Here is a 23,170-nt window from a genome sequence, read left to right on the forward strand (position 1 = left end):
ATCGCAGAAACGCAAACGACCCGTCGGGAGGCTTTCGTGCAACAGCAGAGTGCAGACAGGATCGATCTTGCCGGCCTCGTGGCCGATCTCAACAATCTGCTGCGGTTGAAAACCACGGTGATCGGCATGAAGCTGTTCGCGCGCGCCGAAGACATGGAGGCGGTCCCGAAGATCCGGCGGCCGAATGCGGTCCACACCACAGACCAGATCGTCAGCATGGCCTCGCGGCTCGGCTGGACCGTGGGCATCACCGGTGACGATCTCGTCGGCAACCAATGCCGCGCCGTAATCGGCCTCGCACCCCAGGACGAGAAATGGCTTGCCGGCGAAAACTACGTCGGAGTGTGGCATGGCACGGCGGAGGATGCGCGCAAGCGCCAGGAGGCACTGGACGTCGTCCCGTTCGGGCAGTATCAGGCGCTCGCGGTCAGCCCGCTCGCAAGCGGCCGGCTCGATCCGCCCGACATCTGTCTCGTCTACGCGACGCCCGGCCAGATGATCATCCTGATCAACGGGCTGCAATATACCGGCTACAAGAAGTTCGAATGGGGCGTGGTCGGAGAGACCGCGTGCGCGGATTCCTGGGGGCGGGCGCTGAAATCAGGCGAGCCCAGCCTGTCCTTGCCATGCTATGCCGAACGGCGCTATGGCGGCGTGCCTGATGAGGAGATGCTGATGGCGCTGAAGCCGCATCATCTCGCCAGGGCAATCGAAGGCATGAAGGCGCTGGCCAAAAACGGCCTGCGCTATCCGATCCCGCCCTATGGAATTCAAAGCGACGTCCGCGCCGGCATGGGCGTGAGTTACGCGAAGAAGTAAAGGCGAAGAAATAAGGGACGACCATGAGCTCTGCGAAATTCGACATCGTCGTCTATGGCGCGACCGGTTTTACCGGTCAGCTCGTCGCCGAATATCTGGCGGCGCATTACAAGAACGACACGCAGCTCAAATGGGCGATGGCCGGACGCAGCCTCGACAAGCTGAAGTCAGTGCGCGGCGCGATCGGCGCGCCCGCAGACACGCCGCTGATCGTGGCGGATGCGTCCGATGCGGCCTCGCTGAAGGCAATGGCAGAGCAGACGAGATCTGTCATCACGACGGTCGGTCCGTATCAGCTCTATGGCGAGGAACTGCTGGCTGCCTGCGTTGCTGATGGTACGGACTATTTCGATCTTTGCGGCGAGCCGATCTGGATGCGGCAGATGATCGACAAATACGAGGCGGCTGCGAAAGCGAGCGGCGCGCGCATCGTGTTCTCCTGCGGCTTCGACTCCGTGCCTTTCGAGCTCGGTACGTTCTTCGTCCAGGAAGAGGCCAGGCGCGTGTTCGGCGCTGTGGCACCGCGCGTGAAGGGCCGCGTGCGCGATATGCGCGGCACGCTCTCGGGCGGCACCGCGGCGAGCGCGAAGGCCACCTTCGATGCGGTTGCCAAGGACATGAGCCTCGTCGCGATCCTGAACGATCCGTTCGCGTTGACGCCTGGCTTCACCGGACCGAAGCAGCCGAGGGGCAACAAACCGCTGATTGAGGAGGATCTCAATTCCTGGGCCGCGCCGTTCATGATGGCATTGATCAACACCCGCAACGTCCATCGCTCCAACATGCTGATGGGCTTTCCCTATGGCCAGGACTTCGTCTACGACGAGATGGTTTTGACCGGACCCGGCGAGAAGGGCGAGACCAACGCCAAGCGAGTGATGGCGGCGAATGCCGAGAAGACCGGCCCGAGCGCGCCGAAGCCGGGCGAGGGGCCATCGAAGGAGGAGCGCGAGAACGGGCTCTTCAATTTGCTTTATGTCGCGATCGCGCCCGACGGCCGCATGGTTCGTGCCGGTGTGACCGGCGATCGTGATCCCGGCTATGGCTCGACCTCGAAGATGATCTCCGAATGCGCGATCTGCATGCTGCGTGACGCGACTGATGTCGCGGCCGGTTTCTGGACGCCGGGTGCGGCGATGCAGCACAAGCTGATCAAGCGGCTGCGGGACAATGCCGGGCTGACGTTCGAGGTGGAAGCTTAAGCTCCGCGTTTCCGAAAGGGGCTGATCGATGTCCGCGACGTTCGACATCGTCGTCTACGGTGCGACCGGATACACCGGTCAGCTCGTGGCTGAATATCTCGCGGCGCATTACGTTGGCGAGGGTGCGCCGACCTGGGCGCTTGCCGGGCGCAGCAGAGACAAGCTTGCCTCCGTTCGCGATGTGATCGGCGCTCCCGCTGACACGCCGCTGATTGTAGCGGACGCCGCCAATCCGGCATCGTTGCGGGCCATGGTCGATCAGGCGAAGCTGGTCGTTACCACTGTCGGTCCCTATCAGCTTTATGGATCCGATCTGCTCGCCGCCTGCGTCGCCTCGGGCACCGATTACATGGATCTCTGCGGCGAGCCGATCTGGCTGAAGCAGATGATCGACAGGCACGAGGCGGCCGCCAAGGCGAGCGGCGCGCGCATCATGTTCTCCTGCGGCTTCGATTCCATGCCGTTCGAGCTCGGTGCGTTCATTGTCCAGGAGGAAGCAAGGCGCGTGCTCGGTGCACCGGCGCCGCGCGTCAAAGGGCGGGTCCGCGACCTCAGCTGGAAGTTTTCCGGCGGCACGTCCGCCAGCGCAAGGGTCACCTTCGAAGCGGTTGCGCAGGATCTCAGCCTGGTGTCGATCCTCAAGGACCCCTTCGCATTCACGCCCGGCTTCGAAGGGCCGAAGCAGCCGCGCGGCAACAAGCCTGTTTTCGAGGAGGATCTGCAATCCTGGTCCGCGCCGTTCGCAATGGCGATGCTGAACACGCGCAACGTTCACCGTTCCAACATGCTGATGGGATTCCCTTACGGCCGGGATTTCGTCTACGACGAGATGGTGCTGACGGGGGCGGGGGACGAGGGGCAGGCCAATGCCAAGCTCGTTATGGCCGCCAACAGCGAAAAGACCGGCCCTGAGGCGCTCAAGCCCGGCGAGGGACCATCGAAAGAAGAGCGCGACGCCGGTCATTATGACCTGCTCTATATCGCGATTGCGCCCGATGGCCGTCAGTTTCGTACTGCGGTGAAGGGCGATCTCGATCCCGGCTACGCGTCAACGGCCAGGATGATCTCGGAATGCGCGATCTGCCTGCTGCGCGATGCGCCTGATGTCCCACCCGGTCTCTGGACGCCGGGCGCGGCGATGCAGCACAAGCTGATCAGGCGCTTGCGGGAGCACGCGGGGATGAGGTTTGAGGTGGAGAGCTAGCCCGGGCAAAGCGAAGCGTGCTCACGACTTTTTGCACGACCGAGGAGAGATGGTGGGCGCGGCGCGTTGCGCCTCACCCTTCGGCAGCCGAGGTTGCCGCTACGCCGCCCTTGCGTCATACGCGTACATGAAATCCATGCTCTTCGATCCCAGCGGCAGCAGCCATTTCATCATCTGATTGCGGATGAAGGCGCCGGCGGCGCTGAACTCGCGTTTGCTGTTGCCGTTGCGACGCGCGATGGCGACAATCTTCTCGGCGCGGGGGCGTCGCTCGGCCTCGAAGGCCTGGAACGTCGCCGTCAACTCCTGACCCTCCTGCATCAGCCGAGCGAGCCGCATCGCATCTTCCAGCGCGAGCGACGCGCCCTGGCCGGCATGCGGGCTGGTTGCATGCGCGGCGTCGCCGATCAGGAGCGAGCGCTTGCGCGACCAGGTCGGCAAGGTCGCGACATCGAGCGTATCGGTGATCACGATGTTCTCGGCCGCCTCGATGATCGCGGGGATCGGATCGTGCCAGCCGTGATGGAAGCTCCGCAGATGCTGCTTCAGCGTCTGTGCGTCGAGTGCGCGAAACATCGCGGCATCCATGCCGTGCGCGGGCTGCGTGCTCCACCACATCGCGCCGTCCATTGGATCCGGGCTGCAATAGCCGTAGCCGAAGTAGCCGCTCTGTCCGAACGTGGTCTCGACACGTCTGCCGATCGCCCTTCCGTCGAGGACCGAATGAGGGACGAACCCGCCGAAGCCGATCAGGCCGGTGTTGAAGGGTTTGGGACCATCAGGCACAACCTGGCGCCGCGTGATCGAATGCACACCATCGGCGCCGATCAGAAAATCACCCTCCGCGGTGGTGCCGTCGGCGAAATAGGCGATCACAGGCTGGTCGCCGCGATCCTCGACCTTGATCAGCCGCTTGTCGAAATAGAGCGAGACGCAGGCGCACCAGGCCTTGTCGATCAGCATCTCGTTCAGCGTGGCGCGGCAGACATTGACCGCAGGTTGGCCGAAGCGCCGTGCCATGTCGCGGTTGATCGAGCCGAGCCTTCGGCCTTCTTGCGAATAGAAGTCGAAGGACTCCGCGATCGAGCCGCGGCTGGTCAGCTCGTCGGCAAGCCCGATCTCGTCCATGACCTGCATGCCGTTGGGGGCGATCTGGAGGCCGCCGCCGATGCCCTTCGAGTAGGGCCAGGCCTCGTAGATTGCGGACTCGATGCCGGCGCGACGCAGCAGAATCGCGGCGACGGGCCCAGCGATGCCCGCGCCGATGATGAGGGCCTTGCGGGGACGGTGAGGCATTGGCTTGCTCCCGACGTTTCCGTGGTGCTAGGAGAAATTAAGGTCACTAAATCTCTTAGTGACTAAGATATATATCGACTAAGATATGAGGTCGGCCTTGTCAAGGGCAAAGGCGCGCGCGGCGTTATTGGGGGAATTGGAAGAGGCGATGCGGCGGTCGTCCGCGCAGGGCGTGCTCTATGGGCAAGCCGTTGCGAACGTAGCCGGAATTGCCAATTCCGACCTCGAATGCATGGACATTCTCTATCTCGAGGGTCGCGTGACCGCGGGGAGGCTTGCCGAGGTGACGGGGCTCACGACGGGCGCCATCACCGGCGTGGTCGACCGACTGGAGAAGGCTGGCCTCGTGCGCCGCGAGAGGGACGAGCATGATCGGCGCAAGGTCTTCATTTCGGTGATACCGGAGACCGGGGCGAAGATTGGCGAACTCTACGTGCCGATGCAGCAGGCGATGGAGAAGGTGTTCAGCGCCTATAGCGACGAAGAGCTGCGCCTGCTGCTGCGGTTTGCCAATGAGGGCTACAAGGGTGTGCTCGCAGCGACCACGGCATTAAAGGGCCTGCTCGATACGCCGCCCGAAAAGAGGCCCCAGCTCAAGCTGAAGAAGCATCCTCGCCAGACGTGATCTTGTAGGCCTGCGCCGCGGCGATCATGCCCCACATCGCGCCCAGCATCATCCAGAAGTGGCGCCAGTGGTCGGTGTCGATCACAAAGCTTTCGCCGACGGTGCCGACGAAGGCGGAGAACACCGCGAGGTAGGCGCGCTGCCAGGGCACACGGACGAAGATGTGGCGGAAGCCCATGATGACGGTGGTGAAGACCAGCGCCGGATAGCAGACGCCGGAGAGCCAGCCGCCTGACATGAAGGCGTTCAGGTAGGAATTGTGGGTGTCTTCAGGGAAGAAGCGGTGGAATTGCAGGGGGCCGATGCCGAACGGCAGATCAAGCGCCATCTCCGCGCCCAGGATGTGCCGGCCGAATCGGCCAAAGCGGCCCTCGTCATAGCTCTGGTCGAAGCTCGCGCGCTGCTTGAACATCTCGGCGACGGAATCGAACGACAGCAGCACCGCGATCAGCGCCAGCCCCAGCACCACCGCGACGATCGCCATGACGATGATGCGCGAGCGCTGGGCATTGGTGCGGCTGGTCAGCACCATCAATGCCAGCATGAACGCCGAGGTCAGGATCAGCCCGCCCCAGGCCGCGCGGGAAAAGGCGAGCAGGATGGCCAGCGACATGATGCCGAAGGCGAAGGCGTTGCGAAAGGCCTTGGCGAGCTTGTCGGAAACCACGCTTTGGAGCGCAAACAGCGCCGGCAGGATCAGGAACGCGCCAAGCACGTTCGGGTCCTTGAAGGTGCCGCGGGCGCGCTCGTAGAGCGTCAACAGATCGTGGCCGCCGGGGACCAGGTTGAAATAGCCTGCAATCGCTGAGAGCGAGGCGATCATCGCGCCGACCACCAGGCCGCGGCGCAGCATGTCGAGCCGCGCCTCCGTGTCCTCGGAGGTGACCATGGCGAAGAACACCACGGTAACAGCCATGTACCAGGAGGTCGCTATCCAGCTTGCGACCTCTGACTGGTCGAGCAACGGGATCGCGCTGATGGTGTAACCGACATTGAGCAGCACCAGAGCCAGTACCAGCGGCATCAGCACGAGCCGCAGGCGCAGGCCGGTGGCGAAGAAGGCGACGGTGGCGAGCAGCGTCGCGATCTCGTAGGGGCTCGGCTCGATGAAGACGATTGCGCCCGATGCGCCGACCAGCCACACCAGCGCGCGCTGGAGGGCGAGCACGCCGGGCGCAGCCGGTGCGGCTACGTTCATTCCACCGGCTGTTGCCGCATACGCCATCACACGCTCACACGCCTAACTCTCTCGCCACAAACACCGCTGTCATCGCCCGGCTTGACCGGGCGATCCAGTACTCTGCGGCGCCTGTTGTGGAGATGGCTGGCGCCACGGCGTACTGGATGCCCCGGTCAAGCCGGGGCATGATGAAAGCTCAATACGCGTTCTCGTTCTTGGTCAGCAGCGAGATCGGCGTCTTCAGGAGAATGACAAGGTCGAACAGGACCGACCAGTTCTCGATGTAATAGAGGTCGAACTCGACGCGCTTCTGGATCTTCTCTTCATTGTCGATCTCGCCGCGCCAGCCGTTGATCTGGGCCCAGCCGGTGATGCCGGGCTTGACGCGGTGGCGGGCGAAATAGCCGTCGACGGCCTCGTCGAACAGTCGACTCTGGAGCTTGCCTTGCACCGCGTGCGGACGCGGGCCGACCAGGGAGAGATTGCCCGAAAACACCACGTTGAAGAGCTGCGGCAATTCGTCGAGGCTGGTCTTGCGGATGAAACGGCCGACGCGGGTGACACGCGAATCGTTCTTGGTCACGACCTTCGATGCCGTCGGATCGGCCTGGTGGTGATACATCGAGCGGAATTTGTAGACGTCGATACGCTCGTTGTTGAAGCCGAACCGCTTCTGGCGGAACATGACGGGGCCGGGGCTGTCGAGCTTCACGGCCAGCGCCACCAGCGCCATCACGGGAAGGGCCGCGAGCAATGCGAGGCTGCCGACGACGCGGTCGAACAGCCATTTCATCACCAGATCCCAATCGGTGATTGGCGCCTCGAACACGTCGAGCGTCGGCACTTCGCCAAGATAGGAATAGGAGCGGGGGCGGAAGCGCAGCTTGTTGGTGTGGGCGGAGAGGCGGATATCGACCGGCAGCACCCAGAGCTTCCTCAGCATCTCCAGGATGCGCGTCTCCGCCGAGATCGGCAGCGCGAACAGCACGAGATCGACACGGGTGCGCCGGGCGAATTCGACGATGTCGTCGACCTTGCCGAGCTTGCGCGCGCCGGCGCAGGTATCGAGCGCGCGGCTGTCGTTGCGGTCGTCGAACACGCCGAGCACGTGGATGTCGGAATCCTCCTGCGCCCTCAACGCCTCAACCAATTGCTCGCCGTTGCTGTCGGACCCGACGATGATGGTGCGGCGATCGAGCCGGCCCTGGCGCGCCCAGTTGCGCACCAGCGAACGGAGGATGAGGCGCTCGACGACCAGCGCGGCAAGGCCAAGGAAATAGAAGGCGGCAAGCCACAGCCGCGAGATCTCGCTGCCGAACTTGGCGAAGAAGGAGACGCCGATGAACAGCAGGAAGACGAACGACCAGGACGAGATCATCCGCGTCATCTGCCGGAGCTGGCCGCGGAACAATTGCACCTGATAGATGTCCGCGGCCTGGAAGCAGACCACGGCTGCGACTGCGACGGCGACGATCTCTATCGGATAGATCCAGCTAAAGCCGTTGTGCGGCATGACATAGCCGACATATACGGCGATGCCGACCACGTTGAGCAGCGCGAAGTCGATGGCGCGCACGATGCCGGCAATCACGATCGGCGAATAGGCGCGGGCGACTTTCTGGTTGACGACCTCGAGCGCAGCCGGCGTGAGGCGGCGGCGGCGTTCGACGAAATTCGTCTCGGCAGGCTTGGCCGCGGCGCTGGTCGCGGCATCGAGCATCGAGCGTGCGTTGAGCGGTTCCACGGGCGTCTACGTCCATTTCAAGGCCCCGCGGGCAGCGACTTTGCTCCCCGGGCATGCATCCCCAGGCACTCGATTATCGGACAAATCGGAAGATTCTCTAAAGCCGGCTTAAGGATGGTTAATGATTGGCAAATGCATCGCGGTAACCCGCGAGCACGCCATCAACCATCGCCTGCTGCGAGAAGTGCGCCGAGATGCGCTCGCGCAGGGCCGCTGCGCGCTGCGCAGTCGCCTGCGCATCGTCGAGCGCGGCCGCGATCGCCTCGGCCATGGCTTCGGCGTTGCTGGCCGCGAATAGGGCCGGGCTGTCGGCCCCGAAAATCTCAGGGATGCCGCCGACGCGCGCTGCGATCATGGGAATGCCGGCCGCGCCGGCCTCGATGACGACATAGGGCATGGAATCGCCGCGCGAGGGAACGACCAGCAGTCGTCCCTTGGAAAAGCCGTAACGCGCCTTGACGTGTCCGATAAAGCGGATCGCATCCTTTAGGCCGAGCCGCTCGACCTGTGCCTTCAGCGCCGCAGTCTCCTCACCGTCGCCGCCAAGCGTCAGCGTGACTTGCTTGCCGCTCTCGCGCAGTCGCGCCACCGCGTCGACCAGGAGGTCCGCGCCCTTGATGTGCCTGAACTCGCCGACATAGCAGAGGTCGGTGGCGTCATCGGCGATAACGACAGGTTCGAATTCTTCCGGCGTCACGCCGTTGAAGACGCAGTGCACCACGCCCTTGGGCGTGCCAACGATGCGCTGGTAGGTGTCGCGCGCAAAGGCGCTCTCGAACAGGAACAGGTCGGTCGCATCCATCAGCGAGCGTTCGAGGCGTGCGTAAAACTCCCCCTTCAGGGTGTTGAGCGGATAGTGCAGCGAGCCACCATGGGGCGTGTAGATGCGGATGGTGTCGTCGGCGCGGCGCCGCATGCGAACGAAAGCGCCGGCCTTGGCACCGTGGCCATGCATGACGTCGGGCTTGAGCGCTGCAATCAGGCGGCGCATGCGCAACCAAACCAGAAAATCCTCGGGCGAGGGTTCCCGGCGGATCGCCATCCGATGCACGCCGAGCTTCAAGCGCGGCGCAAGTTCGGCCAGCGCCTTGTCCGCACGCTCGCCACCGGTGAGGCTGTCGGCGAGAATCCCGACGTGATGGCCGCGGTCAACCTGGCCGTTGGCGAGGTCGAGGATGTGGCGGAAGATGCCTCCGACGGGTGCGCGTACGGCGTGCAGAATGCGAAGCGGCTGGTCAGGAGAGGGAGGCATGATCAAAACCAGCGCACGAAACTGGACAAAGTTCTCGAAATATCGATGCGATTAAGGACCCTCGTGGTTAACAAACGATGACGAGCGTGCCCACGTTGGCTGCCGGAGGTCGCGATTAACCCAGCGGCAACCTTAATGGAGTGTAATCGGCCTCATTGAGGTCCACGAGTGGCGTTGCCCTGCGGGAGTGTTCGATGCGTTTAGCGTTCTGGCGTGCCGGCAAGGACAAGGCCGTCATCGAGCGGGCCGTTTCGAAAGCCAAGCTCGAGACAAAGCCCAGAGCTGAAGCCAAGCCTGCGCCGATTGCAGCGAAGCAGGCGCCAGCCGAATCCGGCGACATCGATCTGCATGCGCTGGGCGGCGCGCTCGCCCGCAAGCGCAGCTGGATCATCGTGCCGACGGTATTGGCCCTCGTCGCGTCCGTCGCCATCGTCAATCTCATCACGCCGCGCTTCAAATCCGAATCGCGCATCCTGATCGACGGCCGCGAGAACGTCTTCCTGCGGCCGAGCAGCGATCGCAGCACCGAGGAGCGGCAGGCGCTCGACCCCGAGGCCGTCACCAGCCAGGTGCAGCTCGTGCTGTCGCGCGATCTCGCGCGCGAGATCATCAAGAAGAACAAGCTGGCCGAGCGGCCGGAGTTCGATCCGGTGCTGCAAGGCATTTCGCCCCTGAAATCGCTCGCGGCGCTGGTCGGCATCGTCCGCGACCCGTTCTCGATGACGCCGGAAGAGCGGGTGCTCGACGCGTACTATGATCGCCTTCAGGCCTATGCCGTCGACAAGTCGCGTGTGATCGTGGTCGAATTCCAGTCGCAGGATCCCGAGCTCGCCGCGCGCGTCGCCAATTCGATCGCCGACGGCTATCTGGTGCTCCAGCAGAATGCGCGCCAGGACCAGGCGCGCAATGCCAGCCAGTGGCTCTCGGGCGAGATCGACAATTTGCGCAAGAAGGTTTCCGAGGCCGAGGCGAAGGTCGAGGATTTCCGTTCGAAGTCGTCGCTGTTCATCGGCACCAACAACACCACGCTGTCAAACCAGCAGATGGGTGAGGTCAACACCCAGCTCAACAACGCACGCTCGCTGAAGGCGGACGCGGAATCCAAGGCGAGGCTGATCAAGGAAATGCTCCAGAGCGGCAAGCCGATCGAGGCATCCGAGGTCGTGAACTCCGAGCTGATGCGTCGCTTGTCGGAGCAGCGCGTGACGCTACGCGCGCAGCTCGCCGAACAGTCGTCCACGCTGCTCGGAAATCATCCGCGCATCAAGGAGCTGAAGGCACAGCTGAGCGATCTCGATGGTCAGATCCGCGACGAGGCTGCCAAGATCTCGCGTTCGCTCGAAAACGACGCCCGGATCGCCGGCGGCCGGGTCGACGGCCTGACCACGAGCCTCGAGCAGCTCAAGAAGCAGGCGACATCGACCAACGGCCAGGATGTCCAGCTCCGCGCGCTCGAGCGCGAGGCCAAGGCGCAGCGCGACCTGCTCGAGACCTATCTTGCCAAATATCGCGAGGCGAATACCCGCGAAACCATCGATACCGCGCCGACCGAGGGCCGCATCATTTCGCGCGCAATCGTCTCGAACACGCCGGCCTATCCGAAGAAGCTGCCGATCGTGTTGATCGCGACGCTGGCGACGCTGCTGTTGTCCTCCGGTCTCGTCGTCACCGGCGAGCTTCTGCGCCAGACCGCGCCGCGCGTCGTCGCGACGCTCGCCCCCGCGACGGCACGCCGCGAGCCTGTTGTCGATCCAGTGGAGACGGATCCGGCGCCGCTCCAGCCGGAGATGACCGACGATGCCGACGTCAGCGAATTGGCCGAGATCGGGCAGCTGGCCGAGAGGCTGAAGGCTGCTGGCGCGAGCGCCAAGAAGGTCACCGTGCTCGGCACCGCTTCAGGAGAGGCGATCACGCTGTCGGCGCTGACGCTCGCCCGGCATCTGGCGCGCGAGGCGCGTGTCGTCGTGGTCGATCTTGCCGCATCCTCGCCGACGATCGTCGCGGTGTCGGTCGATCCGACAGCGCCCGGACTTGCCGAGCTGATGCAGGGGCAGGCCTCGTTCGCGCAGATCATTACGCGCGACAAATTCTCGCGGCTGCATCTCGTTCTGGCCGGTCGTCCAGGCTTCGACCAAAGTCTGCTTCAGTCGCCGCGAGTGGCGCTCGCAATCGATGCCTTGCTGCGCGCTTACGATTACGTGTTGCTCGACGCCGGTGGCGCATCCGAGCTGCCCGCAGAACTCTTGACGACGAATGCCCGCGCTGTCGTGGTCCCCGACGCGTCGATGGAGGCTGATGCGCGTACGCTCATGTGCGAGCAGCTCAAGGGCGTCGGCTTCAGCGAGGTGACGATGTTGAGGCGGCCCGTGCAGCCATCGGATGCTGGTGAGACAGCGCGCGTGGTGGCGGCGTAGGTCCCGTTATCCTCTCGCGCCGCCCACGAGGCGAGAAGGGAAAGTCGCTACCCGAACGTCTGCCTCAGCCGTCGCGCCAGATCGAACAGCACCTGGTTCTGCTTCACCAGGCGCTTGCCGCGGTTGATGGAGGACATCGCCATGGCCGCGAGCCTGCCGCGCGGGGTCAGGGGCACGAAGCTGTCGAAGATGTCCTCGTCGTTCTTGCAGAACATGCGCTTGTAGTCGTCCGATCCGATGCCGAGGTCGAGGGAGCGGTAGCCGCGCTCGCCGTACCGGTCGATGATGTAGCGTATCAGGATCAGGCCCGGGCTGTAGCGGGCGTGATCCGACATCGTGTAGGTGTTGAACATCATCGAAAAGCGCTGGCCGTCGGCGACGCCGGCGAAGATCGCGATCACTTCCTCGTCGCATTCCAGCGCATGAATGTCGATGACGCGGCCTTCGCCGCGCGGCGCCAGGCAGGCACTGCGGATGAATTGCTCGACGCCAGGCTCGGCGAAGACATTAGGCAGCTTCTGCTCCGCCATCCGCGCCGGTTTGACGCGGAAGAACCAGTCGAGCAGGCGGGTGACGTCCGCGTCCGTTGTCGCAAGGTGATAGCGGTAGCCGGGAAGAGCCTGGAGCTTCTTCTCCTTGCTCTTGAGCCGGCGGCGGAAGGAATTGCTGATCCGCGATGCGGGCGGGCCGCCCGGCTCCATGATCAGCATGGGGCAGCCGTTGATCGCGCTCTGCTGCGGCAATAGCGCAAACGGATTCTGCTGATCGTGCCAGCCCTTCGGTTGCTGCGTCAGCGCGAGCACGTCGACCCGGTTGCACAGCGGTGCGATCAGTGCGTCGAGGTCGGTGGCGACGGCCTGTGCGGCGAACTCGGCGTTCCACAGTCCCATGTTGAAGGTCGTATGCTTGCCGCCCATGAAGCAGGCCGTGCGCACGCCATGGCCCCGGCGCAGCGCCAGCGGAAGCAGGGCGAGCGGAGTCCGCTCGGCATCGCGCGCGATCACGACGAAGGGGCGCGCGCCTTCGTGCTCGCCGACCGATCGTTGCCAGGTGCCCAGGAGATCGAACCGCTGATACGGCGTGAAGAGGTGACCGGGCTCCTCGAGCGCGCGCCAAACCCTCTCGGCTTCACCGAGATCGGCGATGATATCGACACGCGCAATACGGCTCGCTCTGGACCGCGCTGGCGATTCTGCCGTCCGGCTTTGCATCGCCGCAGCCATGGTCATTCACGAAACCTGTCGAGAAAGCGAAAAATACGTATTTCGGCCTGTGGCCGACCTTTGCAAATAAATGTCAACAAAGGGTAATGACAATGGGTCAGGGAGCAGGCTGCCGGCGAACGCGAAGGTGGGGTATTGGCATCCGACGACAGATGGCTGGAGCGGTTGCGGCTCGAACTGGCCTGGTTCTCGGGCCAGGCCCTGCTGCGCAGCCGTGGCGCGGGCGCCATCCTGCGCTTCGCGCACGTACGGCCGGGGCGGAGCGGCGCGTTCCAGCCGTTGCGCGAACACGAGATCACGCCGCAATTCCTCGATCGCGCCATTCGTGCGCTGAAGCGCTGGAACTATGACTTTCTCGGTATGGACGAGGTCTGCCGGCGCGCGGTGACGCTGCCGGAGAAACAGCGCTTCGTGGCACTCACTTTCGACGGCGCGCCGAAGGACTTCATCAGCTTTGCCTATCCGGTGCTGGCGCGCCACGCCGTACCGTTCACGCTCTATGTTCCTACCGCTTTTCCCGATGGCGTTGGCGAGGCGTGGTGGCTTGGGCTCGAGCGGGTGATCGCGCGCGAGAGCCGCGTCAGCCTGATGATGGGCGACAAGGAGCAGCGTTTCACCGTCACAGACAATGCCGAGAAGCAGGCGCTGTTCTCGCATCTCGAGGGCTGGCTGCGCTCGCTGCCGCCTGCGGATCTGTCAGCCGCGATCGCTGATCTCTGCACGCGCTACAGCATCGATCTTGTCGCACTCTCTCGCGAGGCGTCGATGGATTGGGAGGATTTGGCGAAGCTCGCTGCCGATCCGCTGGTCACGATCGGCAGTGCGACCGTGAACTATCCTAACCTCGCCAACATGAAGGATGCGGCGGCGATGCGCGAGATGACGATGGGCAAGGCTGTGGCGGAAGCCGCGTTTCGCCGTGAGATCCGGCACCTGGCATATCCGTTCGGCGATCGGTCCTCGTTCCGGCGCAGCCACGTCGTGATGGCGGAGGAGGCCGGTTTTGCCAGCGCGGTATCGACGATCCCGGGCATTGTGGATGCGGAAGGACGCACCAATCTGCGCGCGTTGCCGCGGATCCCCTGGGACGGGCGGGTGCGCTCGCTGCGAATGATGCGGGTGTTGGTGTCGGGCGTTGCGTTCGCGCCGGTGAAACCGACGGGCAGCGTTACGAGCTAGATTTCGCCCGGTCGGGCCGCTGCATCCAACTCACGATGGGCATGGCCGGAAGCACCCAGCCCATGCCGACCACCACGTAGTAGATCGCCTGACGCCAGCCGGACTCGGCGATCCACGGCATCTGCGCAGCCGCCATGCCGAGCAGAGCCCATACGGTGGCCAGCACCAGCAGCAGAATGGCGCCGAGGAACTTGCGGGTGCGGATCGTCATGGCGGGGACTTGCGGCTTTCGCGTAACTTGCGCTGCGGGAGCGGGGGACTATAAGGGGCACGCAGTCCGGTTCAAGTCTCTTAGTCACAAGGCTTGGTTTGTCCCTGAAATGACGACGATTTCCGCCCCGACCAACCCGCATCGCGCCGTGCGCTGGTGGCTGATCTCCGTGGCCGCCCTGATCGCGCTGATGGTGCTGGTTGGCGGTGCGACGCGGCTGACGGAATCCGGCCTGTCGATCGTCGAGTGGAAGCCGGTCGCCGGCAGTATTCCACCGCTGTCGGAGACACAGTGGACAGACGCCTTCGAGGCCTACAAGAAGATCCCGCAATATCGCGAACTCAACGCGGGCATGAGCCTGTCCGAGTTCAAGCAGATATTCTGGTGGGAGTGGAGCCACCGGCTGCTCGGCCGCTTCATCGGCGTCGCTTATCTGCTGCCGTTCCTGTTCTTCCTGTGGCGCGGCGGCCTGTCCGGTGAGCTGAAGCGGCGGCTGTGGCTGCTGTTCGCGCTCGGCGGCCTTCAGGGCGCAGTCGGTTGGTGGATGGTGGCCTCCGGATTGTCTGAGCGGGTGGAGGTTTCTCAATATCGGCTGGCGACGCATCTGGTGCTGGCGCTGCTGATCTTCGCCGGCATCGTCTGGACGGTGCGGCGGCTCGCCGACCGGGCGCAGCTCGCGGTTCCCATGCGGCTGCGGTTCACGAGCGCGGTGCTGGTGATCCTGACCTTCATCCAGATCTATTTCGGGGCGCTGGTCGCGGGTCTGCGCGCCGGACGCGCCTACAACACCTGGCCGGAGATCGACGGCGCATTCATTCCGTCGGCGGACCGGCTGTGGTTCGAGACGCCGTGGTGGCGCAACATGTTCGACAATGTGCTGACGGTGCAGTTCGAGCACCGCATGACGGCTTACCTGCTGTTCACGCTGGTGGCGCTGCATGCGTTCGACGCGGTACGCTCGCGCGCGGGCTCGGCGACGAGCGGTGCGCTCTGGCTGTTTGCGGCGGTCAGCTTGCAGGTGGTGCTCGGCATCCTCACGCTGCTCAACCAGGTGCCGATTGACCTGGCGCTCTCGCACCAGGCGGTCGCGATCGCCGTGCTGACCTTGGCGGTAATGCAGGCGGAGCGGCTGGCGTCGCGGCAGAGCGCGGACGTACAGCCGCGTGCAGTTCCGGTCGGTCAGGCCGGCTGATCACTATCAGCCAAGCTGATCAGCAATAGCCGTAGATGCCGCACGAATAGGGCAGGCGCCAGAAATAGTCGACCTGCTTCCCGCCGTAATACGAGCCCTGGTAGTCGTAGTCCCAGGGGCGGCCGTAATAACCCGGTAGTGTGTGCGAGCCCGGCAACAGCGGGGTGCCCGGCAGATTGCGGATGTAGCTGCCGACGCCATCGGCCGGCGAGATCAGCGCATCTGGATCAGTCTCGACATAGACCTTTGGCGGCGGCGGAGCTCGTCGCTTCGGATGGGCGGGCAAATCGGCGGCAAAGGTTGCTGAGGCCGTCAGCATTGCCGCAAGGGCAGCAGGCACCATCCAGCGCAGCATCGTCGGCTCCGAATCAAAGACGATCCAAGAACGATCTATGCGGCAGATATGGTTAATGACTGTTAACCGCGGCCCGTTTCCAAGCGCTTTCACGCGCTCCGCTGATCAGGCAGGAATCGTCCTGACCGGGGTGACGGCCGCGTCGAACTGAATGCTCACCCTGTTCTTCAGAACGTGCTGGATCACTTCCGTTTCCGACCTCTCGAAAAGTTCGTCCCGGTTCGCGGCTTGACCGAATTCTCGCGCGAAATCGATGTCGGCGAATTTTCCAAGGAAGAGGGCCGCAACATCAGACTCATTGTTCTTCGCGAACACGTGGCTTTGTCCCGACTTCTTCATGTACAGCCCGATCATGCGCAGCGCCTTGTAGACCAGCGTGCTGTCGTGAAAGAGGATGATCGCGTCGGTACGGCCATGTTCGTGGCCATCCTTGTGCAGCCGCAATCACCACGATCATGTCGGATCGTGGACGTTGAGCGACCGTAGCCACGGAAGCTGGCGCGGAGCCCTCGGCAAGGCGCAGCGCCAGATCCCGGTGCGGATGGACGGTAGTGCTCTACGCGCTCAGGGCCTGCTCCAGGTCTGCGATCAGGTCTTCCTTGTCCTCGATGCCGATCGACAGACGCACCACGTCGGGACCGGCGCCGGACTTCACCTTGGCCGCGTCGTCGAGCTGGCTGTGAGTGGTCGAGGCCGGGTGGATGACGAGCGAGCGGGTGTCGCCGACATTGGCGAGGTGCGAGAACAGCTGCAGTTTCGACACTAAATTGACGCCCGCGTCATAGCCGCCCTTCAGGCTGAAGGTGAACACGGCGCCTGCGCCCCTGGGCGCATATTTGCGCGCGAGCTGGTTATACTTGTCGCTGGCCAGGCCCGCATAGTTCACCGAGGCCACGGCAGGGTGGCCGGCGAGGAATTCGGCGACCGCCTTGGCGTTGTCGCAGTGCTTCTGCATGCGCAGCGGCAGCGTCTCGATGCCGGTCAGGATCATGAAGGCGTTGAAAGGCGACAGTGCCGGGCCGAGGTCGCGTAAGCCCAGCACGCGGCAGGCGATCGCGAAGGCGAAATTGCCGAACGTCTCCTGCAGGCGGATGCCGTGATATTCGGGCCGCGGCTCGGAGAGCATCGGATATTTGCCGCCCGTCGACCAATCGAAGGTGCCGGCATCGACGATGATGCCACCGAGCGAATTGCCGTGACCGCCCAGGAACTTTGTCAACGAGTGCACAACGATGTCGGCGCCGTGATCTATGGGGCGGATCAGATAGGGCGAGGCCAAGGTATTGTCGACGATCAGCGGCACGCCAGCCTTGCGCGCCACCGACGAGATCGCCTCGATGTCGGTGATGCTGCCAGCGGGATTGGCAATGGACTCGATGAAGATCGCCTTCGTGCGCGGCGTCACGGCGCGCTCGAAGCTCGCGATATCATCGGGGTCGGCCCACACCACGTTCCAGCCGAAGCTCTTGAATGCGTGCGTGAACTGGTTGATCGAGCCGCCATAAAGCTTTCGCGCGGCGATGAACTCGTCGCCCGGCTGGAGCAATTGCTGCAGCACCACGACCTGTGCGGCATGGCCCGAGGCGACCGCCAGCGCGGCGGTGCCGCCTTCGAGCGCGGCAACGCGCTCCTCCAGCACCGCGTTGGTCGGGTTGCCGATGCGGGTATAGATGTTGCCGAACGCCTGCAGGCCGAACAGCGAGGCGGCGTGGTCGGCGTCGTTAAAGACGAACGATGTTGTCTGATAAATGGGAGTCGCGCGCGCACCTGTGGTCGGATCGGGCTGTGCGCCGGCATGCACGGCGAGGGTGGAAAATCCCGGAAGGCGATCGCTCATTGAGGCGTCCTGTTCTTGGGGTCTGAAATCGCGCGGCATGCTGATGGGAGCCGTGCCCGGCGTCAAGCCGCGGCTTCACATCGCAACGATCGTGCTACCCATTGACGCGTTCGCGAAACGAATCCTTCGCAATTGCGTCAGCTTTGCTCGCTCTTGTTTTTGGCGGCGCGATCGGAGGCGGCGGTGTCGCCACCGCCGACACTCATCCGATTGAGGGATAGACGCATGCCCTGCGTCGGCGCCGGCGGACGCTTGGAGCTCAGCGTACGCGAATTGACGCCCATCCAGGAGATCTCCGACGACAGTCGGCCATATTCGATCTTGGGGCAGCGGTTCATCACGACCTTAATACCGGCCGCTTCCGCCTTTTCAGCTGCGGCATCGTCATGCGCGCCGAGCTGCATCCAGATCACCTTCGGCAGAGTAGCGAGCGTCAGCGCCTCCTCGACCACGGGCATGATGTGGCTGGAGTTGCGGAAGATGTCGATCATGTCGATAGGGCGGCCGATGTCGCGAAGCGAGGCGACGAATGGCTTTCCGAGCAGGTCTTTGCCGACATGTCCAGGGTTGACCGGGATCATGTCATAGCCGCGCTGCGCCAGATATTTGAACGCAAAGTAGCTCGGCCGCACGTTGATCGGCGAGGCGCCGACCATCGCAATGGACTTCACGCTGTTGAGGATGCTGCGGATATAATTGTCGGGATAGGCGTCGTGGTTCATTTTTTCTTTCCGTCATTCCGGGGCGCGCGATAGCGCGAACCCGGAATCTCGAGATTCCGGGTTCTGCTCTGCGAGCCGCCCCGGAATGACGATGCTAGAGTGTCACTCATCCCGCCATGTCGGCGTGCGCTTCTCGATGAAGGCGCCGATGCCTTCTTCAGCGTCGCGAGCCATCATGTTTTCGGTCATCACCTCTGCCGCATAGCGATAGGCATCCGCAAGGCTCATTTCGGCCTGGCGGTAGAACGCCTCCTTTCCGAGCTTGACGGTGTAGGCGGATTTCAGGGCGACCTGCTCGGCCAGCGCAATCGCAGCATTCCGCTCGGTGCCGGCGGCGACGACGCGATTGACCAGGCCGATCTCTCTCGCGCGCGCGGCCGGGACCGGCTCGCCCGTCAGCAGCATCTCCATCGCCTGCTTGCGCGGCACGTTGCGTGACAGCGCCACCATCGGCGTCGAGCAGAACAGGCCGATATCGACACCGGGCGTAGCGAAACTCGCCGCTTCCGATGCAATCGCAAGATCGCAGCTCGCGACGAGCTGACAGCCAGCCGCGGTTGCGATGCCCTGGACGGCAGCGACCACCGGCTTCGGCAGGTGCACGATCGCCTGCATCATCGCGCTGCAGGCATTCATGGCCTCGGCGAAGAAGGCGCGGCCACGGTCGGGATCAGTGCGGCGCGCAGTCAGCTCCTTCATGTCATGGCCGGCCGAGAAGGCGGGACCGTTGGCCGCCAGCACGACACCGCGGACGGCCTTGTCGTTGCTGATGTCATGTAGCTCGGCATGCAGGCTGGCGATCATCGCCGTCGACAGGCTGTTGCGTGCCGCCGGCCGGTTGAGGATCAGGACCGCGATCGGGCCGACCATTTCGCGCAGCAGAATTGACTGATGCGGGGAGGGAGCGCGGGCGGCCTTGGTGGACATTGCGGCGTTTCCGATTGGATTATTACAGTTAGATGATGCAGTAACCTAATGTAGCAGGCGACGTGAAGCGAGGGTGGGGAACGGCATGGCGGCAGCGAAAATGAGCGTGGCGGAGCTCGAGCAGTTTCTCCGCGACGAATTTCCCCAGGCCTTCAGCGGCGACGACATCACGATCGAGAGCGCGGACGGCCAGACCTGCCTTTTGCGCCAGCGTTACGGTGAGAAGATGCTGCGGCCGGGTGGAACCGTATCCGGCCCGACGCTGATGGCGCTCGCCGATTTCGCCATGTACGTGGTGCTGCTCTCCGCGATCGGACCGATCGGGCTCGCGGTGACCACCAATCTCAACATCAATTTCCTGCGCAAGGGCCAGCCCGGGCAGGATGTGCTGGCGGAGGCCCGGCTGCTCAAGCTCGGCAAGCGGCTGGCGGTCGGGGAGGTCAAGCTGTTGTCCGGGACCTCGCCCGATCCGATCGCCCATGTCACATCGACCTATTCCATTCCAAATGCTTGAGCTTTTTACAGGTAATATAGCACCATATTTATAAGTCGCTGATTTGACTTATATAATTTCCGCCACTGGGCATTGACCGTTGCGTGTCTCTTCTCTAGAAACCCGCGCAGTCCGGTGCGGTGTTCGCGCCGCTATTCCCCGTCCACGGAAAACTCTGACATGAAAACCTTTTCGGCAAAGCCGGCCGAGGTGACGAAGAAGTGGGTGCTGATCGACGCCAAGGGTCTGGTCGTCGGCCGTCTCGCCACCATCGTTGCCATGCGTCTGCGCGGCAAACACCTTCCGACCTACACCCCGCACGTTGATTGCGGCGACAACGTCATCATCATCAACGCCCAGCATGCGGTCCTCACCGGTCGCAAGCGCGAGCAGAAGACCTACTACAAGCACACCGGCTATGTCGGCCACGTCAAGGAGCGCACCGCGCGCCAGATCCTTGAAGGCAAGCATCCCGAGCGCGTGCTCGAGAAGGCCGTCGAGCGCATGATCCCGCGTGGTCCGCTTGGTCGCGTCCAGATGGGCAACCTCCGTGTCTACGGTGGTGCCGATCATCCGCACGAGGCCCAGACGCCCGAGAAGCTGGACATCGCCAAGTTGAACCGCAAGAACACGAGGGCCGCATAATCATGGCCGAATCCATTCAGTCGCTCGACCAGCTTTCGCAGCTCAAGACCGCAGTTGTGGCGCCCGATGCGCCCAAGCACGAGAAGAAGGTCGACAAGTTCAACCGCGCCTACGCCACCGGCAAGCGCAAGGACGCGGTTGCCCGCGTCTGGATCAAGCCGGGCGCCGGCAAGGTCACCGTCAATTCGCGCGAGGTCGAGGTCTATTTCGCTCGTCCCGTGCTGCGCATGATGATCGAGCAGCCGTTCTCGGTGGCCCAGCGTTCGGGCCAGTACGACGTGATCTGCACCGTCGCCGGCGGCGGTCTGTCCGGCCAGGCCGGCGCGGTCCGTCACGGCATCTCCAAGGCGCTCACCTATTTTGAGCCGGAGCTGCGCACCGTGCTCAAGAAGGGCGGCTTCCTCACCCGCGACTCCCGCGTGGTCGAGCGCAAGAAGTACGGCAAGGCCAAGGCCCGCCGGTCCTTCCAGTTCTCGAAGCGTTAATCGCTTCGGTCACATTCGCCGCGAAAGCGGCTTCAATGAGAAGCAAAAAGGCGCTGATTTCAGCGCCTTTTTTGTTGTTCGTTTGTACGCAAATTGAGCGCGTGTTTCCCGAAAACTTGGGCCCGCGTGAAAACCTGAATGGAACTCGCCGGACCTAGCGTCGCATCTGGAAGGGCGCGCAAGTCGGCTGGGCCGATCGCGTAACTGCTATGTTTAGAAGGGGGCCGACATGATGTCGCTCGATAGCATCACGCTCTATTTGGTCGCCACGATGGTCGCCGCATTGCTCGGCGCCATGATGGTGTTTTTCGGCAAGCAGGAGAACAGCCCCGCGCTGAAATGGTGGGGCACCGCCTATCTGCTCGGCGCGTCCTCTGTCGCGCTGTGGACCGCGACCGGCGACAAGCTCGGCCCGTATCTCTATCTCGCCTTGAACGCGGTCGGCTTCGTCGCCTGCGGCATGGTGTGGAACGCGGCGCGCGTCTTCCACGGCCGCAAGCCGAACTGGCCGGGTCTGGTATTCGGCGCACTCGCGTGGGTCGCGGCCGCGACGTTGCTCGATCCCACGGCCTCGATGCTGCGCATGATCATCGGCGCCGGCATCGTCTCGGTCTATGCGGCGCTGACCGCAAGCGAGCTCTGGGTCGAACGGCGCAAGAGCCTGCAACGGCGCTGGCCGGCTTTCGTCGTGCCCGTGATGCACGGCTGCGTGCTGATGCTGCCGATCCTGCTCGGCAGCTTCCTGCGCCCGCATGACGCCGGTTTCTCTACCAGCGTCTGGGTCACCGTGTTCGCGGTCGAGCTCATCCTCTATGCCGTCGGCACTGTGTTCGTGATCTTCATGCTGGTGTCCGAGCGCACCGTCACCGCGCATCGCACCGCTGCGTCGACGGATCCCTTGACCGGCATGCTCAACCGCCGCGGCTTCTCGGAAGCCTGCGCGCGCTTGATCGAGCGCGAGGCCAAGGGCGGCCGCCCTGTCACGGTGATGATCTTCGACATCGACCATTTCAAGTCGATCAACGACCGCTTCGGCCATCCCGCCGGCGACGAGATGCTGAAACTGTTCTCGACCATCGTCGTCAACAATCTGCGCATCTCGGACCTGTCGGGCCGCATCGGCGGCGAGGAGTTCGCCGCGCTGCTTCCGTGCGCGCTTGAAGAAGGCGTGCTGGTCGCCGAACGCGTGCGCGAGGCGTTCCAGACATCAGGCGTCGTGGTCGAGGAGGGGCCTGTCGACACCACCGTCAGCATCGGCGTGGCGGGCGGGCCTGCCGGCACCGAGCTCGAGGTGTTGCTGGCGTCCGCCGACACGGCGCTCTACCAGGCCAAGCGCGGTGGTCGTAACCGCGTCGAGGCGGCTGAGGAACTGCCGCTGTCGCTGGAGAACTGGCGCCGCCAGAGCGCCGCGCGGATCGGCGTTCCCAAGGGACCGTCCAAGACACAGCCGGCCACGGCCTGAGACGAACACGGCTCGCGGTAATTCTCTGTTTACCATTCGGTTCCACCATTGCGGTCATGGAATCGATCCGTCGACAGAACCCGCAAGCTGCCCTGATGTCGCTCGAAGCCGCCGCAAGTTCGGCACGCGGTGGTTTCGCGTGTCTGTTCTCGACAGCGGACGAATACGAGACGGCGCTGATTGCCGAGCGCCGCGCCCAGGGGCGCTATACCCAGGGCCGTAGTTATTGGCCGATCGCGTTGTTTCTAGGTTGCGCGCTTGTCGTCGCCGGCACCGCGCTGCTGTTCGGCTGACAGCGCCGCATTTTCGGTCGGGCAGGGCGCCGTTTCGGCGCCTTTTTCTTTGCGTCCGTCTGCGCTAGACACGGCCACCAGACAACGGGGTGGAAACCGATGATCACCGAGATCGCGCAAATCGACGTCAAGCCGGGTAGCGAGAAGGACTTTGAGGCCGCCGTCGCCAAGGCCAAAGCCGCCTTCGGCCGTTCCAAGGGCTTTCACGGTTTCGAATTGCACAAGTCGATCGAGAAGCCGCAGCGCTATCGACTGATGGTGAAATGGGCGACGCTGGAGAACCACACCGTCGATTTTCGTGGTTCCGAGAATTTCACCGAATGGCGCGGCCTCGTCGGCCAGTATTTTGCCTCGCCTCCGGAAGTCGAGCACACCGAGACCGTGCTGACGACTTGAGCCGGCTATATTTC

At 63.8% G+C, this 23,170-nt stretch carries 24 protein-coding genes; 13 read left to right on the plus strand and 11 right to left on the minus strand.

Annotated features, from left to right (window positions below; all coding sequences use genetic code 11):
- Positions 1–36 precede the first annotated feature (36 nt).
- Genes L6639_RS12505 through L6639_RS12515 form a run of 3 tightly spaced genes read left to right on the plus strand, consistent with a single transcriptional unit; the run spans position 37 to position 3,225 of the window.
- Entirely contained in the window at positions 37–819 is a 783-nt protein-coding gene (locus tag L6639_RS12505; protein WP_237861794.1) for a DUF169 domain-containing protein, read from the plus strand.
- Between the two features lie 23 nt (positions 820–842).
- The gene (locus L6639_RS12510) at positions 843–2,021 is read left to right on the plus strand and encodes a saccharopine dehydrogenase family protein (RefSeq protein WP_237861796.1); all 1,179 of its coding nucleotides are present in this window, start codon (positions 843–845) and stop codon (positions 2,019–2,021) included.
- Positions 2,022–2,049: 28 nt separating this feature from the next.
- Positions 2,050–3,225 carry a saccharopine dehydrogenase family protein gene (locus L6639_RS12515; protein WP_237861798.1) on the plus strand — a complete coding sequence of 392 codons (1,176 nt, stop codon included), beginning with the start codon at positions 2,050–2,052 and terminating at the stop codon, positions 3,223–3,225.
- A 99-nt stretch (positions 3,226–3,324) separates the two neighbouring features.
- Here L6639_RS12515 and L6639_RS12520 read toward each other — a convergent pair whose 3' ends face one another.
- On the minus strand, positions 3,325–4,521 hold the full coding sequence (locus tag L6639_RS12520) for an FAD-dependent monooxygenase (RefSeq protein ID WP_237861800.1): 1,197 nt from the start codon (positions 4,519–4,521) through the stop codon (positions 3,325–3,327).
- Positions 4,522–4,669: 148 nt separating this feature from the next.
- On the opposite strand from L6639_RS12520, the gene L6639_RS12525 reads away from it, so the two are divergent.
- On the plus strand, positions 4,670–5,146 hold the full coding sequence (locus L6639_RS12525) for a MarR family transcriptional regulator (RefSeq protein ID WP_237861801.1): 477 nt from the start codon (positions 4,670–4,672) through the stop codon (positions 5,144–5,146).
- On the opposite strand, the gene L6639_RS12530 is transcribed toward L6639_RS12525, so the two are convergent.
- From L6639_RS12530 to L6639_RS12540, 3 genes are all read right to left on the minus strand, one after another.
- Entirely contained in the window at positions 5,115–6,371 is a 1,257-nt protein-coding gene (locus L6639_RS12530) for an O-antigen ligase family protein (RefSeq protein WP_237861803.1), read from the minus strand. The two genes, L6639_RS12525 and L6639_RS12530, sit on opposite strands and share 32 nt — an antisense overlap.
- A 151-nt stretch (positions 6,372–6,522) precedes the next feature.
- Positions 6,523–8,070 carry an undecaprenyl-phosphate glucose phosphotransferase gene (locus L6639_RS12535; RefSeq protein WP_237861806.1) on the minus strand — a complete coding sequence of 516 codons (1,548 nt, stop codon included), beginning with the start codon at positions 8,068–8,070 and terminating at the stop codon, positions 6,523–6,525.
- 118 nt (positions 8,071–8,188) lie between these two features.
- Complete coding sequence (locus L6639_RS12540) at positions 8,189–9,322, minus strand: glycosyltransferase family 4 protein (RefSeq protein WP_237861808.1); 1,134 nt, start codon at positions 9,320–9,322, stop codon at positions 8,189–8,191.
- Positions 9,323–9,516: 194 nt separating this feature from the next.
- On the opposite strand from L6639_RS12540, the gene L6639_RS12545 reads away from it, so the two are divergent.
- Entirely contained in the window at positions 9,517–11,736 is a 2,220-nt protein-coding gene (locus L6639_RS12545) for a GumC family protein (protein ID WP_237861809.1), read from the plus strand.
- A gap of 47 nt (positions 11,737–11,783) precedes the next feature.
- Here L6639_RS12545 and L6639_RS12550 read toward each other — a convergent pair whose 3' ends face one another.
- Positions 11,784–12,965, minus strand: coding sequence for a GNAT family N-acetyltransferase (locus L6639_RS12550; protein ID WP_237861811.1), 1,182 nt, complete (start codon positions 12,963–12,965; stop codon positions 11,784–11,786).
- 129 nt (positions 12,966–13,094) lie between these two features.
- Here L6639_RS12550 and L6639_RS12555 point away from each other — a divergent pair, with 129 nt between their 5' ends.
- Complete coding sequence (locus L6639_RS12555) at positions 13,095–14,138, plus strand: polysaccharide deacetylase family protein (protein WP_237861812.1); 1,044 nt, start codon at positions 13,095–13,097, stop codon at positions 14,136–14,138.
- Here the strand turns inward: L6639_RS12555 and L6639_RS12560 are convergent.
- The gene (locus tag L6639_RS12560; RefSeq protein ID WP_045003154.1) at positions 14,128–14,349 is read right to left on the minus strand and encodes a DUF2842 domain-containing protein; all 222 of its coding nucleotides are present in this window, start codon (positions 14,347–14,349) and stop codon (positions 14,128–14,130) included. The two genes, L6639_RS12555 and L6639_RS12560, sit on opposite strands and share 11 nt — an antisense overlap.
- A gap of 109 nt (positions 14,350–14,458) precedes the next feature.
- On the opposite strand from L6639_RS12560, the gene L6639_RS12565 reads away from it, so the two are divergent.
- Complete coding sequence (locus tag L6639_RS12565; RefSeq protein ID WP_237861814.1) at positions 14,459–15,541, plus strand: COX15/CtaA family protein; 1,083 nt, start codon at positions 14,459–14,461, stop codon at positions 15,539–15,541.
- Between the two features lie 19 nt (positions 15,542–15,560).
- Here L6639_RS12565 and L6639_RS12570 read toward each other — a convergent pair whose 3' ends face one another.
- The 5 genes from L6639_RS12570 to L6639_RS12590 all read right to left on the minus strand — a co-directional run bounded on the left by L6639_RS12570 (position 15,561) and on the right by L6639_RS12590 (position 19,382).
- Positions 15,561–15,896: a hypothetical protein gene (locus L6639_RS12570; protein ID WP_237861816.1), complete on the minus strand. Its 336-nt coding sequence runs from the start codon at positions 15,894–15,896 to the stop codon at positions 15,561–15,563.
- Between the two features lie 105 nt (positions 15,897–16,001).
- On the minus strand, positions 16,002–16,340 hold the full coding sequence (locus tag L6639_RS12575) for a hypothetical protein (protein WP_237861818.1): 339 nt from the start codon (positions 16,338–16,340) through the stop codon (positions 16,002–16,004).
- A 112-nt stretch (positions 16,341–16,452) separates the two neighbouring features.
- Positions 16,453–17,733 (minus strand): O-acetylhomoserine aminocarboxypropyltransferase, encoded by a 1,281-nt coding sequence (locus tag L6639_RS12580; RefSeq protein WP_237861819.1) that lies wholly within the window; start codon positions 17,731–17,733, stop codon positions 16,453–16,455.
- Positions 17,734–17,870: 137 nt separating this feature from the next.
- Positions 17,871–18,455, minus strand: a complete 585-nt coding sequence (locus L6639_RS12585) for a CoA-binding protein (protein ID WP_237861821.1) — start codon at positions 18,453–18,455, stop codon at positions 17,871–17,873.
- Positions 18,456–18,557: 102 nt separating this feature from the next.
- Positions 18,558–19,382, minus strand: coding sequence for an enoyl-CoA hydratase (locus L6639_RS12590; protein ID WP_237861823.1), 825 nt, complete (start codon positions 19,380–19,382; stop codon positions 18,558–18,560).
- Between the two features lie 85 nt (positions 19,383–19,467).
- Here L6639_RS12590 and L6639_RS12595 point away from each other — a divergent pair, with 85 nt between their 5' ends.
- The 6 genes from L6639_RS12595 to L6639_RS12620 all read left to right on the plus strand — a co-directional run bounded on the left by L6639_RS12595 (position 19,468) and on the right by L6639_RS12620 (position 23,156).
- Positions 19,468–19,896, plus strand: a complete 429-nt coding sequence (locus L6639_RS12595) for a PaaI family thioesterase (RefSeq protein ID WP_237861825.1) — start codon at positions 19,468–19,470, stop codon at positions 19,894–19,896.
- Positions 19,897–20,055: 159 nt separating this feature from the next.
- Complete coding sequence (rplM, locus tag L6639_RS12600) at positions 20,056–20,520, plus strand: 50S ribosomal protein L13 (protein WP_015685724.1); 465 nt, start codon at positions 20,056–20,058, stop codon at positions 20,518–20,520.
- 2 nt (positions 20,521–20,522) lie between these two features.
- On the plus strand, positions 20,523–21,005 hold the full coding sequence (rpsI, locus tag L6639_RS12605) for a 30S ribosomal protein S9 (protein WP_237861826.1): 483 nt from the start codon (positions 20,523–20,525) through the stop codon (positions 21,003–21,005).
- A 229-nt stretch (positions 21,006–21,234) separates the two neighbouring features.
- Entirely contained in the window at positions 21,235–22,467 is a 1,233-nt protein-coding gene (locus L6639_RS12610) for a GGDEF domain-containing protein (protein ID WP_237861828.1), read from the plus strand.
- Positions 22,468–22,523: 56 nt separating this feature from the next.
- A complete protein-coding gene (locus tag L6639_RS12615) occupies positions 22,524–22,760 on the plus strand; it encodes a hypothetical protein (protein ID WP_237861829.1) in 237 nt (78 codons plus the stop codon).
- A 99-nt stretch (positions 22,761–22,859) separates the two neighbouring features.
- A complete protein-coding gene (locus L6639_RS12620) occupies positions 22,860–23,156 on the plus strand; it encodes an antibiotic biosynthesis monooxygenase family protein (RefSeq protein WP_035673823.1) in 297 nt (98 codons plus the stop codon).
- The last annotated feature ends 14 nt before the right edge of the window (positions 23,157–23,170 follow it).

The organism is Bradyrhizobium zhengyangense, from assembly GCF_022012555.1.
GTDB classification, from domain to species: Bacteria; Pseudomonadota; Alphaproteobacteria; order Rhizobiales; family Xanthobacteraceae; genus Bradyrhizobium; species Bradyrhizobium zhengyangense.